Annotated in this window: 10 protein-coding genes; 4 read left to right on the forward strand and 6 right to left on the reverse strand. The window is 35.9% G+C overall.

Annotated features, from left to right (window positions below):
• Positions 1-615 precede the first annotated feature (615 nt).
• From A3EM_RS0112085 to A3EM_RS0112105, 5 genes are all read right to left on the reverse strand, one after another.
• Positions 616-2,097, reverse strand: coding sequence for an NADH-quinone oxidoreductase subunit N (locus A3EM_RS0112085; RefSeq protein WP_020528476.1), 1,482 nt, complete (start codon positions 2,095-2,097; stop codon positions 616-618).
• Between the two features lie 3 nt (positions 2,098-2,100).
• Positions 2,101-3,858: a complex I subunit 4 family protein gene (locus tag A3EM_RS0112090; RefSeq protein WP_020528477.1), complete on the reverse strand. Its 1,758-nt coding sequence runs from the start codon at positions 3,856-3,858 to the stop codon at positions 2,101-2,103.
• Entirely contained in the window at positions 3,851-5,890 is a 2,040-nt protein-coding gene (gene nuoL / locus A3EM_RS0112095; RefSeq protein ID WP_020528478.1) for an NADH-quinone oxidoreductase subunit L, read from the reverse strand. Before nuoL ends, A3EM_RS0112090 begins: the two co-directional genes overlap by 8 nt.
• Before the next feature lie 18 nt (positions 5,891-5,908).
• Positions 5,909-6,214 carry an NADH-quinone oxidoreductase subunit NuoK gene (nuoK, locus tag A3EM_RS0112100; RefSeq protein ID WP_026210255.1) on the reverse strand — a complete coding sequence of 102 codons (306 nt, stop codon included), beginning with the start codon at positions 6,212-6,214 and terminating at the stop codon, positions 5,909-5,911.
• A 242-nt stretch (positions 6,215-6,456) separates the two neighbouring features.
• Positions 6,457-7,479, reverse strand: coding sequence for a hypothetical protein (locus A3EM_RS0112105; protein ID WP_020528480.1), 1,023 nt, complete (start codon positions 7,477-7,479; stop codon positions 6,457-6,459).
• 455 nt (positions 7,480-7,934) lie between these two features.
• Between A3EM_RS0112105 and A3EM_RS0112110 the strand changes: the two genes are divergently transcribed.
• On the forward strand, positions 7,935-8,990 hold the full coding sequence (locus A3EM_RS0112110; protein WP_020528481.1) for a nucleoid-associated protein: 1,056 nt from the start codon (positions 7,935-7,937) through the stop codon (positions 8,988-8,990).
• A gap of 17 nt (positions 8,991-9,007) precedes the next feature.
• Here A3EM_RS0112110 and A3EM_RS0112115 read toward each other — a convergent pair whose 3' ends face one another.
• A complete protein-coding gene (locus A3EM_RS0112115; protein WP_020528482.1) occupies positions 9,008-10,312 on the reverse strand; it encodes a tetratricopeptide repeat protein in 1,305 nt (434 codons plus the stop codon).
• Between the two features lie 192 nt (positions 10,313-10,504).
• Between A3EM_RS0112115 and A3EM_RS0112120 the strand changes: the two genes are divergently transcribed.
• The 3 genes from A3EM_RS0112120 (at position 10,505) to A3EM_RS0112130 (ending at position 13,662) form a co-directional block, all read left to right on the forward strand.
• Positions 10,505-10,699, forward strand: a complete 195-nt coding sequence (locus A3EM_RS0112120; protein ID WP_020528483.1) for a hypothetical protein — start codon at positions 10,505-10,507, stop codon at positions 10,697-10,699.
• A 162-nt stretch (positions 10,700-10,861) separates the two neighbouring features.
• On the forward strand, positions 10,862-12,328 hold the full coding sequence (locus tag A3EM_RS0112125; RefSeq protein ID WP_020528484.1) for an SGNH/GDSL hydrolase family protein: 1,467 nt from the start codon (positions 10,862-10,864) through the stop codon (positions 12,326-12,328).
• A 47-nt stretch (positions 12,329-12,375) separates the two neighbouring features.
• Complete coding sequence (locus tag A3EM_RS0112130) at positions 12,376-13,662, forward strand: GDSL-type esterase/lipase family protein (protein WP_020528485.1); 1,287 nt, start codon at positions 12,376-12,378, stop codon at positions 13,660-13,662.
• The last annotated feature ends 163 nt before the right edge of the window (positions 13,663-13,825 follow it).

Consider the following 13,825-nt stretch of genomic DNA (forward strand, 5'->3'; position numbering starts at 1 on the left):
GAAAACCCTGCAGGTTGAATTAACTCTTGAAGAGTTTATAGGGTAGAATATTAAAAATTTATAAAAGTTGCAAAAACTTATCTTTAGAAGTTTTTGCAGCTTATTTGATTTTCTTACTGACCTTCCAAACAAAACTTCAATACTAAATTATAAGCAAGGCATGATGAGTTGGCTTTTGTCTATTTTTCCAGTCGATGAAAAATAGACGAAAAAATCTTGCCTTCAAAAAGGTTTTCCGAGCAAGTAAAGTAAGGATCTGCATCCCTTTCCCTCCAAGGACTTGAAGAAATTTACCTGTATCTGGGAATCTTTCCCACACTAATTTTGAAGGCGGTCTCGCTTACATACAGCATTATCATAAAATGAGTTTATAGTAATTGAAAAGCCAAAAATATTTCATCCTTTATTGAAGTAGTTTGGTGTGGAAACCATACGTTTTATTAATTTTCAATATTCGGGATTAAAAACTCATCAAGAGTTGTCTACAAAATAATTCGTAATAATGTCAATTGTTCCTACAGCATTTGAAGGGTTTCAAAAACGCAGGGTTCAAACAAAAACCCTGCTGGGACAGAATGCTGGATTTATCTTTAAAGAAAAAAGAAGCACTGGTGCTTAAAAAAGCAAAGTATTTAAAAACCCGGTCAATACATCTGGTTTGAAAAAGAAGAAAATCAACGGTAAAGTTAAAACTACAAGCAATGCAGTCTGGACGGGTTGAATGGAAAATTGCTGATTTTCATTTGGCCTGAAAAACATGAAAAAGGGAATTTTCAAATAATAGAAAAGCGCAATTAAAGTATTAAACAAACCAAAAATAAACAGGGTCAGCATAAAACCTTCCCCACTATTTTGATATGCTTCCCATAAGGCTGAGAAAATAAAAAGTTTTGCTGTAAACCCTGCGGTAATGGGTAAACCGGTGAGGGCAATCATGATGGTTACCACTAAAATTCCAATTACTGGAAAACTTAGACCTGTCCCTTTCATTTTTTCAATCGAATCATTTCCTGAAGTTTCTTCAAAAAACTGGATGAAAACAAAAGCCGCAAAATTCATAAATACATAAATGCCCAGGTAAAAGTATAAACCAGAATAGCCTGAAGCTGAAAGTGGGATAATTGCCAGCAGTAAAAAACCTGAATGGGCAATAGAAGAATAAGCCAGCATTCTTTTCGCACTTTTCTGCCATATAGCGGAAAAATTTCCAATCAAAATACTCAGGCCGGCTACGAACCCTAAAAGATAAATTATTCCTTTTTCCTCCTGCACAAAATTTTCAAATCCCTGGATGAAAGTTAAAAGCACTGCAATTCCTGCAGCTTTTGGGGCTACCGAAAAGAATGCGACCAAAGGAGTTGGTGCAGCTTCATAAACATCGGGTGTCCAGATGTGGAACGGAGCTGCGGAAATTTTGAAAAATAATCCGCCAAGTGTCATCCCCAATGCAATGATTACCGGAATAGTTGGGATATGTGCTAAGCCGGAGGCTATTTCAGAAAATACTAAAGATCCGGAAAAACCATAAAGCAATGACATTCCGTAGAGCATTACCCCGGAAGAAATTGCCCCAAAAAGTAAATATTTTATTCCTCCTTCTGCACCTTTTTTATCGAATTTGAAAACAGTGAGTACATAAGAAGTAATGGAAACCAACTCTATGGAAAGGTAAACCATAAGTAAATTATTCGCCATTGCCATAAGGTTGAGGCCAAGAATAATGGCGATGAACAAGCTATAAAACTCTCCATAATTTTTGAAATCTTCCTGCTTATTGTTTCCAGAAAGCATCATCATCAGGATAACCACCATTCCTGAAAAGTTGAATAAATACTTGAAAAACAGAGAACTTTTGTGGATGGCCAGCAAACCAAGCATGAATGGAGCTTCATTCCCGGTTCCCGTTTTTTGAATGAAGAGGAAATTAATGGCTAATCCGATAAGGGCAACCACACCTAAAACCAATTTCTTTTTGCTGGTGAGGAAAAGTTCAATAATGATCAGCGCAATAAACAGCACCGCAAGCCATCCTTCTGCATAAAGAGAAGAAATACTTTCAAGAATATGGTTTAGTTTATCGCTCAGGCTCAAATTCATTCCTTACTTATTGATGGCTTGTAAAATTATTTCCAGGTTTTCCTTTCCGGTAGCTTCTACAAAATTCACAAAATAATTCACAGAAGGGGAAATTACATCCAGTAGCAGATGCGGAAAAAGTCCCAGAATTATGGTCATAATAGCTAATGGCACAAACATGATAAGTTCTCTGGAGGAAAGATCAGTTAACTGATCAACTGCCAGATCTTTTTGAGCCCAGAAATTTCCCAGATACATTCTTTGCAAAGTCCATAAATAATAAGCCGCACCCAAAATTAATCCCAATGTAGAAACTATAGCCATCCAGATGGGTATAAGTCCATTGGCACTCTCAGATTTGAAAGCGCCAAGGAATACAAATAATTCTGCAACAAATCCTGAAAAACCAGGTAATCCCAAAGAAGCAAAAAAGGCAACCATTACCATAGCGGAATAAACTGGCATTTTGGAAATCAAACCTTTGTAATTTTCTATTTCCAGATTGTGAGTTCTGTAATAAACTACTCCGGCTACCAAAAACAGCATAGCAGAAATAATACCGTGGCTGAACATTTGGTAGATTGCTCCATTAATGCCCTCAGTGGTTAAGGAAGCAATACCCAGCATCACAAATCCCATGTGTGAAACTGAAGAATAGGCAATCAGTTTTTTCAAGTTATGCGTGCCCAAGGCTACGAATGCGCCATAAACAATGGCAATTACCCCAAATAAACCAATCCACCAGGAGAAATAAATCGCCCCTTCCGGGAAAATACTGTAGGGAATTCTCAATATGCCATACCCTCCTATTTTCAACAATATTCCGGCTAGCACTACTGAAATTGCAGTAGGGGCCTGAACGTGTGCATCGGGTAACCAGGTGTGTACCGGAACAGCGGGTAGCTTAATGGCAAATCCAATGAATAATAGCAGGAAGGCAATCAGCCGGGCATTTTCTCCGAAAAAGGAAGTAATTTCTCCTTTGAAAAAAATGCTGCCCGGAATATAATTTTCCGCATCCATCATGGCAATGAGACTAAAAGTTCTCACCAGGTTTTCAGGTTTGATCTGATCTACTTTTAGCATTTCCTGAACCTGCTCCACATTTTCAGTAGTGACATTTTCAACACTTTCCGTTAACCCTATTTTTACAGCAGTTGCAGCCGGGTCTATCACCGAAGTGTATAACCCAATCATTACAATCAGGATAAAGATAGATCCCAGCAAAGTATAAATAAAAAACTTAATAGAAGCATATTCTCTTCTTGGTCCTCCCCAAATGCCTATCAGAAAGTACATGGGTAAAAGCATGAATTCGAAGAAAAGATAGAAAAGGAAAAAATCCAGTGCCATAAAACATCCCATAATGGTAGCACTTAGCACATTGAATAAAGCAAAGAACCCTTTTCTTTTATGACTAATTTCGAATGAGGAAATTGCCCCAATTACCATTACAATGGCAGTAAGTAATACCATTGTACTGTTGAGTCCATCTAAACCCAGGAAATACTGAATTGAAATAGTACCCAGGGTTCCCAGATCAAGGTGGAGCCATTGGTGATTTTCCACCAGCTGAAAATTACCCTGATTATTTATTCCTACAGGAGCACCAGCCGACCAGTCCAGTTTCAGCATGACCAAAATGGACAAAATGAGTTGAACAACTGTAGTGCCCAGTGTAATCCATTTTAAACTTCCATTAAGTGACTTTGGAAGTAAAAGGATAACAATTGCTGCTATCAGCGGGACAAATATGAGTAATGAAAGTAAAGATTCACTCATTAATTAAGTAGATCAATAAACAAATAAAACCAAATAAAGTCCAGGCAAAATAGGACTGGACTTTTCCTCCCTGAAAAGATCGGGTTAAGTTTCCGGTTTTTCCGGAAACCATTACCATAAAATTTACAAAGCCATCTACAATATATTTATCTACCCAGGCTATGATGTGGGCAAAAATCACATTGAATAAAGCAAGTTTATTTACAATTCCATCGATAATAGAAAGATCGAAAGTTTTCAGTTTTTCAGCAATCAGAATGCTGTTTTTCACCAATACCCTTTCATAGAAACTATCCATATACCAGAAGTTCAGGGATAATTTATAAGCAAAAGAAGATTTGGGAAACAGCGATTGTTTTAAGTTGTAAAGCACTCTATTTCCATACACCAGCCAGGCAAGTCCAAGGCCGGAAATGGCTAGTGAAGCAGAAATTACTTCTACCAATAATTTTTGACTATGGTCAATGACTAAGTTTCCTTTAAAGGTAGCCAGCAACCATCCATTTTCCCCATCAAACGGATTAAGAGAAAATACAAACCCTATGGATAAAAAACCTAAAATCACTAAGGGTAATTTCATTTCCCAGGAAATATCCTGAATATAATTTCCGGCATCTTTTATTTTATCTTCCAAATTGAATTCACCAAAGAATACCATGATCAATTGCCTTCCAACATAAAAGGCGGTGAATAAAGCAGATAAAAATCCGAAAAGCGGAATCAGGTAGGCTGCCCCACCATATTCACTGGCAAAACTATAAGCCCCAACCAGAATCGCATCCTTTGAAAGAAATCCTGAAAATAAAGGCAAGCCTGCTAATGCCATAGCTGAAAATAAATAAGCGATAAAAACCACAGGTATCTTTTTACGCAAACCACCCATATTCCTCATATCCTGTGGATCGAAATGTGCTTTGGTGTCGTGCTCCACCTGATGCATCACATGGATTATCGCTCCAGCGGATAAAAACAAACAGGCTTTAAAAAAAGCATGAGTAACTAAATGAAATAAAGATGCCCCAACAGTGCCTACTCCAATGCCCATCACCATATATCCCAGTTGGGAAATGGTGGAAAAAGCCAGTACTGCTTTAATATCATTTTGGGAAAGCGCTGCATAGGCAGCCATAAATGCAGTGATTGTCCCTATAGCGGCAATCACAATTTGTACTTCTGGTGTAAAAATGAAAGCAATTCTTGCCAGCATATAAACACCGGCAGCTACCATAGTAGCTGCGTGAATTAAAGCTGAAACCGGAGTGGGTCCTTCCATAGCATCAGGCAACCATACGGACAAAGGAAACTGAGCAGACTTTCCAATTGCTCCGCAAAACAATCCCATCCCGGCAAGGCTGATGAGTAAGTACTGGCTGGCAAAGTCAACAGCATATACCCCGGAAAAATGTTTAGAAGCGATTATACCTAAATCGGTATTTTGAAATAAAGCAAATAATGACAAAATCCCTACTAAAAAACCTGCATCCCCTATTCTATTCACTAAAAACGCTTTTTTACTTGCTTTTAAGGCAGCAGGCTTTTCCTGCCAGAAGCCAATTAATAGATAAGAAGATACCCCAACTAATTCCCAGAAAATATAGATGAATATGATGTTGTTGGTAAGGATTATTCCCAACATGGAAAAAGTAAAGAGACCGAGGTAGGCAAAATACCTTGGAAAATTTTTATCCCCTTTCATATACACCAGGGAGAATAAATGCACCAAACCAGAGACCAGAGTAACTACCACCAACATAATTGCAGCCAGTTTATCAATATTGATTCCGATAACAAAGGCGTTTGTCTGATGGGAAAACCATTCGAAGTGGGTAAGTGTACTGCCCTGATTCAGCCAAACCTGATAAAAAACATAAAGGGAAAGCAATGCGGAAAAAGCCAATACAGCTGTAGCCAAAATACCAGATTTTTTTTCCAGTTTCTTCCCAAAAAAAATCAGGAGTAAAAATGAAAAAAGTGGCATTAGGGTAATTCCCGTTGCGATTATAGCAATATCGTTTGTTTGAGCTCCTTCCAAGTCAGGGTTTAAGTAAATTTATCCTTTTAGTTCCTTAATATCATCCAGATCAGCTGATTGGAAAAAATGGTAAACCTTTAAAATAATGGCGAGCCCCACAGCCGCTTCGGCTGCAGCAATTACAATGACAAATAACGAAAACATTTGTCCCTGAATTAATTGGGCATCGTATTGTGAAAAGGCTACAAGGTTAAGATTGGCGGCATTAAGCATTAATTCTATACCCATAAGGACAACAATTGCATTTTTTTTAACCAAAACAACCGTTAATCCAATGCAAAATAATGCGCCACTTATGTATAAAAAATGCTCAATGGGAATCATGTTTCCAGCCAAATTTATTTTCGTTTTTCAGTATTTTCCTGAAAAATTGCACAAATATAGCTGTTTAAATGATATTTCGCAGGTAAGTAACTGAATTCCATTCTGGATAAAACTAATTAGATATACAATGGCTCATTATCAAACATTTAAGTCAATTTTTAACCTATAATTGTTTTGCCCAAAACCCGGATCAAAATAATTTGAAGAGGATATCATTCAGGTACTTTTACAATCAAGTGAGATTATTTGATAAACAACAGGCTTAGGCTTGTCTCCAGAATTTCTCCCATGTTTTTACATTTCAAAAATGTATTAAATTTATAATGATTGGCAAGATCGTTTTTAAGTATATTTATGTTATCCGAAGTGGATAATGTATCTGCTTTCATGGCTCTGAGCAAACTACTTATCTTGTGTTCAGAAGTTTTGAGTCTGTTCCCCATCATGGATCTTTCTTCCTTTTGGTATTGAATCACCGTCTCAGGAATCATGGCCTCAATTCCCATTTTGATAATGGGATTATTTTGCTTGAAATATTGGGGTAAATAAATAGACTTTCTGCCTTCATAGGATTGTTGGTCAAAATCAATAGCCCTCAATTTGAAGTCGGTTTCTTCAAAATCAGGGGTTACTACTACTACATAATTACTGGAATGCATATCCCCCAATAGCCGAACAAAACACCTTTCATTAAATTTGACAAACTCCTTCCCCATCCTGATTTTATTAATTTTCGGATCGTCAAGATATTCCTTAATAAACTGATCTCCTGGTAAGCCAGAAATGTGCTCTTCAATTAGAGTTTGTTCGTGCACCAGATAACTGATTCTGTTTGGGGAAAGGATATCTTCCAGTTCCAATCCATACACCCTGGAAGCATCCGCCTGCTTAATGTAGAAATAATCGAAATTGTCATTTAATTTATTGACTACCCTCACCCTGAATGGTTGAGTGTTTCCGTAAGTGCAAATATCAACACGCTCTATGTATAAATGCTTCATTACAGAAGTATCTCCACTTGCTTTTAGGATCGCATAGATTTTTTTTAAGTCGAGATATATTATTTCCCGATCAGAGTGGGAATAAATAACTGTTTTCCAGAGTGTATCTTCTCCCAGGTGGTCATAAAGGGGAATGGCACTTTCAAATCTGGTTAAATCTTTATAATGGATGGGAATTTCCAAATACCTGTTGTAGCGTAAAAGGAACTGAGTAAGCCCAGCAGAAATTTTATAAGTTATTTTCTTTTTTTTGATAATAGCCATAACCTGATATTTGCTACAATTAGGCAAGCCTGATTCGCTTCCATACTATTATTACATTTTCGGAAATTGAGTAAATCTATAGCTTTTAATTTCCTCCCCCTTTCCCCCTCCAAAGGGGGAAAATAGACTTTTCCCTTCTGGAGGGGATACAGGGGAGGTTTTTGGGTTACTATTATAATCTGTCCAAGATCAATTCTTGACAGAAAAGCGTAGAAATGTCAATTTTGCCCTTTAGTATGATTCGCCTCTTTGAAACCTTTAATTTATTTGATAAAATTAAATATTATATTTCAATAAGTACCACTACTTTCTAAAATGAGTATTTTCATCTTATAATCAAATGGTTATGGTATTAATTAGATATATTTATTTCCGATTGATTACAAAGGAAAGGATATATTCCGGATAGATATTTAGAAAATTTGGCAATTCACCCGCTAACCAATTTTTTATTAATGATAGATTTTAAGAATACTGAAATTGAACAACTGGCCGTACATTATGTAGGAAATCCTGCACAAGACCAACCTTTGAAACTATCAAATGAACCCTTGAGGTTTTCTGATGATATGGTTTACAATCTGTTGATCAATTATTTTTTTAAACCTTTCAAATCAGAAGAAGTTTACCAGTTTCATCATGATGATGACATTAGCCTGAATGAAGTTTTTGCTTCCTGTTATGCGATTTTTTCCAACCAGGAAAAGTTCTTTGAGCAATCCAGAATAATTGCGGATATTTTATATAGAAGTACTGATCATCCGCAGGTAAAAAGTGGAGAGATGTTTATAGCTTATTTTTCAGGTACACAACTGGAAGGGGAAGAAATTGATGCCATCGGAATATTTAAAGCTGAAAATAAAGACACCATCCTCAAGGTTTTCCCGGAAGAAAATGGATTTGGAATAGATCACGAAGAGGGAATTAATATAAATAAGCTGGATAAGGGTTGTATAGTCTTTAACTTGGAAGCTGAAACCGGGTATAAAGTAGCTATCGTGGATAATTTGAAAACAAATGGGGAAGCCATATATTGGAAAAAAGATTTCCTGGGACTTCTGCACAAAGAAAACAATTTTACCCATACTCAAAGTTATCTGCAGTTGTGTAAAGGATTTTTTGAAGAAGTTTATAATGAGGAAAATGGTGTGGACAAGTCAGCACAAATTATGAAGATAAACCAATCAAAAAATTACTTTAAAGATGCCAATACATTTAAAGAAGAGGTTTTTGAACAGGAAGTGATGCAGGAACAGGAAATTATTGAAGCATTTAAAGATTATAAGGAGTCGTATCAGGAAACTGAAGAATTTAAATTACCCGACAAAGATCAATTTCAAATTTCCAAACAGGCAGTTAAGTCCCAGCAAAAATTTTTCAAAAGTATTTTAAAACTTGATAAAAATTTCCATGTATATATTCATGGCGGAAGGGATTTAATAGAAAGAGGTTTTGATGACCACAAGAAAATGAAATATTATAAAATCTATTTTAATGAATTGTTACCATAATTAAAAGTTAGGAATTATTACTGGTTACACAATGCCGCAAGAGGCTTTTTAGCCTGAGAAAAACCCAGCGAAAGAGACTTTTTCAAATCCTCACAACTCAGATTCTGATTTTTTAAGGAGTGGTAAGTTAATCCTCTGTTATAATAATAAGTAGCATTTCCCGGGTCATAGCCAATAGCCGAACTAAAATCAGTTAGTGCATTATTAAAGTCCTTCAGTTTATAATAGGTTCCTCCCCTGCTGGCATAAACTTTGGCCCAGGAAGGATCAAGCCGGAGAGCTTTGGTAAAATCCGCTACTGCTTTATTATATTTTTCTAATTTTTGGTGAGCCAATCCCCTATTGTAATAAGCTTCAATATTTGTATTATCCAGGCTAATGGCTTTGGTAAAATCTTCTAAAGCTCCCAGATAATCTTCATTTTCATATTTGGCATACCCACGATTGATATACGCTGAAGGAAAAGCTGTTTCACTATCAATGGCATTGTCCAGCATTTTGATAGCGTTTGAATTATTTTTTCCTATAAGTGCCATATTATATAAAGCCAGGCTGTTTTCCGGATCAATTTCCAGGGCTTTGTAAAAATCCTGAATTGCCAAATTTTCTTTATTAAACTTTTGATAGGCAATTCCACGGTTAACATAAAAATCAGAATTTCCGGGATCAAGCTCCAGGGCCCTGGAAAAATCTTCAATTGCTCCGTCCCTGTAATTTATTTTCATTTTGGCCTGCCCGAGATAATTAAATATTTGAGCATCCTGAGTACCTAAAGTCATAATGGAACTAAAACCATTGGCAGAATCACCTCCGAAGTCCCCGCTTTTAAAATAAACTGCATTTGTTTCATTATCGGGAGTATGAAGAAGCATCTCAAAATCTTCAATTGCAAGCGGGTAATTCTCTAATTGGAAATGAGAAATAGCCCTTCCAAATAAGGCCTCTTTGGTATAGCCATTCCAACCAAACGGCATATTTTTTAAAACCACATTGTAATCTTTCACTGCGCTGACATAATCCTCCAAACCTTCAAAGCAGGACGCTCTCATATAATATAGGTTTTTGTTGTTGGCATTTTTCTCTAATGCCATATTGATGAGGGGAAGAGCGGATAAAAATTCCCCTTTATCTATAAATTTTTCAGCATTTCTGGTAAGCTTCTCTACCTGTTTCTGATTGGAAATTTTGGTGAGTGGATAATAGTTTTCCTGGGTGTTGGTGCTATTATTTTGAGCTATTGCCGAAAAAAATAATGAACCAAAAAAGAATAGAAGTGTTAATAACTTAACGTTGTAACAAAAGGATTTATAACAAGAATTCATTGTAACTAAATTGATTAATTAACAAGGAAGTTTGTAGCGTTTGGTAGATTTAGATTAGAGTGGTTTAACCAAATTTAACTTTTGTAAATTTACTATCCTAAAATATTGGTATTTTTTGTGTTATTGTATATTTTAGAAACAAAATTTTGGGAAACAAACTCAAACTTCACCTAATACTTAAATTACTAAAAAATGGAATCATTAATTATTTGGGCTGTTATATTTATCTTAGGATTTTTATTTACCACCCTACTTTATATTTTCTTTACAAAAAGGGCTATTCCTAATCCTGAAGAAATGGAAGGGTTTATCAATGCCACCAGGGGAAAATTTCAATCACCTGAAGAAGCTTTTTATGTAATGAAATCGGATGAAAGAGTAGCATAACTCCATATAGTTTTTAGAGAAGTTTGCTAAGTTTCATTTCTTGTTTAATTTCGTTGGTTTTAAATTGCAATAAGTATTCTTATTTCACTTTGAAGAAATAAAAATACATCCTAACGTTCATAGGGTAACTTTTAGAATTCAGGATTTTTTTACCTGTTTAGAATGATAAAGCCAACAAGACTTATTTCAATTCTTATTTATGTAGGTGCAATGTCTGGTTTGATAATGTTATTATCACCAGGGAATATTGTCCTTACTTCAGATTTTAGTTTTAAAATTCCCACTTTTAAGGATGTTTTTGCTTCTCCACAACCAAGTGTGGATATATCCGGTATAATTGCGCTGGATGAACAACTGGATAGTTTAGACAAAACCGCTGAGGTTTCAGAAGATACTATTCAGGTCAATTCACTTTCCTTTGGCACCAATACTGAAGAAAAACTAAGAGATTTTAAAAATCCAATTATTTTTCCCCCCGGAAAAGAAAATGCGCTGGACAATTTCTTTTCTACCTTAAAAAGGCTTTCTAGTGAAAATGAACTTATCAGAATTGTACATTATGGTGATTCCCAGTTAGAAGGAGACAGAATAAGTGATTATCTGAGAGATCGGTTTCAAAAGCGATTTGGTGGCTGTGGCGTAGGGTTAGTTCCCATTATCCCGGTAAATGATATCAGTGGGACTTTCAAACAAACTGCCAGCGAAAACTGGGTAAGATATGCCTCATTTGGAGCAGAAAGAAAGCAACCTCAGCATAAAAATTATGGATTATTAGGCCATTATTTTTCTCTGTATGATCATGAACACAAACCAAGTGGTCCTTTTTCAGGTTGGGCCGAATTCTCCCGTTATAGAAGAACATATAGAAGGTTTAATGTAGTAGAGGAAGCCAAAATAATATATCGAAATAAAAGAAGTCCCATAACTCTCAAATATAAATTAAACAATCATGACGGGCAGGTAGAACTTCCTCCTAATCAGGATCTTGGTATTAAAACCATAAAAATGAATGGTGATTTTATTAAGGCTTATATGGAGTTTAAAAGTGGTGGTGCTCCCGATATTTATGGAGTAGCATTTGATTGCCAAAGAGGAATTGCTCTCGATAACGTTCCTATGAGAGGAAGCTCCGGTACAGAATTTACTCAAATCAGTAAAAACTTTTTCCGAGAACAGGTAGAAAAACTGAATGTAAAATTTATGATCGTGCAGTATGGGGTAAATGTAATTCCTAATGTTCGTGATGATTATAATTACTATGAATATTCACTTTCCAAACAATTAAAATATTTAAAATCTCTTGATCCCGAATTGGATATATTGGTTGTAGGAGTTTCCGATATGTCCTGGAAAAACGGAACTGTTTATGAAAGCTACCCTAATGTAGAATTAGTAAGGGAAGCCCAAAAAAGAGCTGCATTTAAAGCTGGTTGTGCTTTTTGGGATTTATATTCCGCTATGGGAGGAAAAAATTCCATGATTAGCTGGGTAAATGCGGAACCACCGCTGGCCTCCAAAGATTACACTCATTTTACCACCAGAGGGGCAAGGTTGGTAGGGGAAATGCTTTATAATGAAATAATGCAAGAGTACGAAAGTTATAAAAAACGAATGAGGAACACACAGTAATTCCTTATTGTTTTTCAATGAATTGTGAATTGACTAAATAGTAATCAATGGGATGGAGCTTATTAACCAAATGGATTTATAAACCATTAATCACCTTTTTTGTAATTGCTTTATTTTCATATTCTCACGGAATAGGACAAAATAATGATCCGGCTACCGATTGGTGGTTTATGGATTATAGTTTCGTGCAGTACCAGGACAATTTCCTTCAGGCAACCAGTCCCAAAACGCTTGCTCATGTATTCGAAAAATTAATAAAACTTGAAAATACTAAAGACAGCAGAGTTAATATCCTTCATATAGGTGATTCACATATTCAGGCAGATATTTTTTCCGGGCAGATAAGAGATAAATTTATCAATGACCCCAGGTTTCCTGTAAACAGCAGGGGGTTTGTTTTCCCATATAGTGTAGCCAAGACAAATAACCCATACAATTACAAATCATTTGGGAATGGCATTTGGGAAAATAAAAGGAGTGTAAAAAGTAAGCATTTCAGCAAATGGGGATTGGCAGGGATTTCCCTTGAGACCCGGGATGAAAATGCTTCAGTTTCACTTCATCCAAATGTAGGCAACCATATTTATGAGATAAGAAAAGTAAAAGTTTTTTACCCCAATAACAATCCCAATTCCTTTGATGTGGTGGTTGCCCCAGTGGCTGGTAATTCCATTTCAAGTTTTTTTGAAGGAGATGGTTACGTAGAATATTCATTTAAAAAACCTCAGAGTTCAGTAGAAATACAGGTGAGTAAAAATGAGGAATCTCAAAATGAATTCACGCTTCAGGGAGTAATGTTGGATAATATGGCACCGGGTGTAGTTTACAGTGCTTCAGGTGTGAATTCTGCAGATGTGGGAAGTTATGCCAGATGTGTGGACTTTGAAAAAAATCTGGAGGGGATTAGTCCCGACTTAGTTGTAATTTCCCTAGGTACCAATGATGCCTATATGTACAATTTTAATCAGGTGCAGTTTAAGTCTGATTTACGCTCAATGATTAATAAAATCAGGCGAATGGTTCCTGATTGTTCCATTATTTTAACTTCTCCTGCAGATAATTTCAGGAGAAGAAGGTATTCTAATAAGAACAATGAGAAAGCCAGAAATATAATGGTGGAGCTTTCCAGGGAAATGGATGTGGCTGTTTGGGATTTATTTCATATTATGGGCGGTTTTCAGTCCATGAATACCTGGTATAGCAAAGGCCTTGCTCAAAGGGATAAATTACATTTTACCTCAAAAGGATATAAGCTTCAGGGAGAGTTATTCTATCAGGCTTTTAACCGAACCTTTCAGCAGTATAAAGAATTTCGAATGATGGGAGGGAATTAGATTTAAATATTTAAAACTTCTTTTGTCTTTACGTGTAAATTTATTTTCTAGCAGAAATTTATAATTCCCACTTTAAAACCTCAATTAATTTCCAATTTTCTTTAGGTTAATGGACAATTTTTGCTTTTAAGTGCTAAATTGGCTGAATAAGTTTATTTAAATA

It is taken from the genome of Flexithrix dorotheae DSM 6795 (assembly GCF_000379765.1).
Lineage (GTDB): Bacteria > Bacteroidota > Bacteroidia > Cytophagales > Flammeovirgaceae > Flexithrix > Flexithrix dorotheae.

Bases quoted from the DNA above. Each gene is read 5' to 3' on its own strand.
- A3EM_RS0112085 (WP_020528476.1), bottom strand. From the start codon at position 2,097: ATGAATTTGAGCCTGAGCGATAAACTAAACCATATTCTTGAAAGTATT.
- A3EM_RS0112090 (WP_020528477.1), bottom strand. From the start codon at position 3,858: ATGAGTGAATCTTTACTTTCATTACTCATATTTGTCCCGCTGATAGCA.
- nuoK (WP_026210255.1), bottom strand. From the start codon at position 6,214: ATGATTCCCATTGAGCATTTTTTATACATAAGTGGCGCATTATTTTGC.
- A3EM_RS0112105 (WP_020528480.1), bottom strand. From the start codon at position 7,479: ATGGCTATTATCAAAAAAAAGAAAATAACTTATAAAATTTCTGCTGGG.
- A3EM_RS0112110 (WP_020528481.1), top strand. From the start codon at position 7,935: ATGATAGATTTTAAGAATACTGAAATTGAACAACTGGCCGTACATTAT.
- A3EM_RS0112115 (WP_020528482.1), bottom strand. From the start codon at position 10,312: ATGAATTCTTGTTATAAATCCTTTTGTTACAACGTTAAGTTATTAACA.
- A3EM_RS0112120 (WP_020528483.1), top strand. From the start codon at position 10,505: ATGGAATCATTAATTATTTGGGCTGTTATATTTATCTTAGGATTTTTA.
- A3EM_RS0112125 (WP_020528484.1), top strand. From the start codon at position 10,862: ATGATAAAGCCAACAAGACTTATTTCAATTCTTATTTATGTAGGTGCA.
- A3EM_RS0112130 (WP_020528485.1), top strand. From the start codon at position 12,376: ATGGGATGGAGCTTATTAACCAAATGGATTTATAAACCATTAATCACC.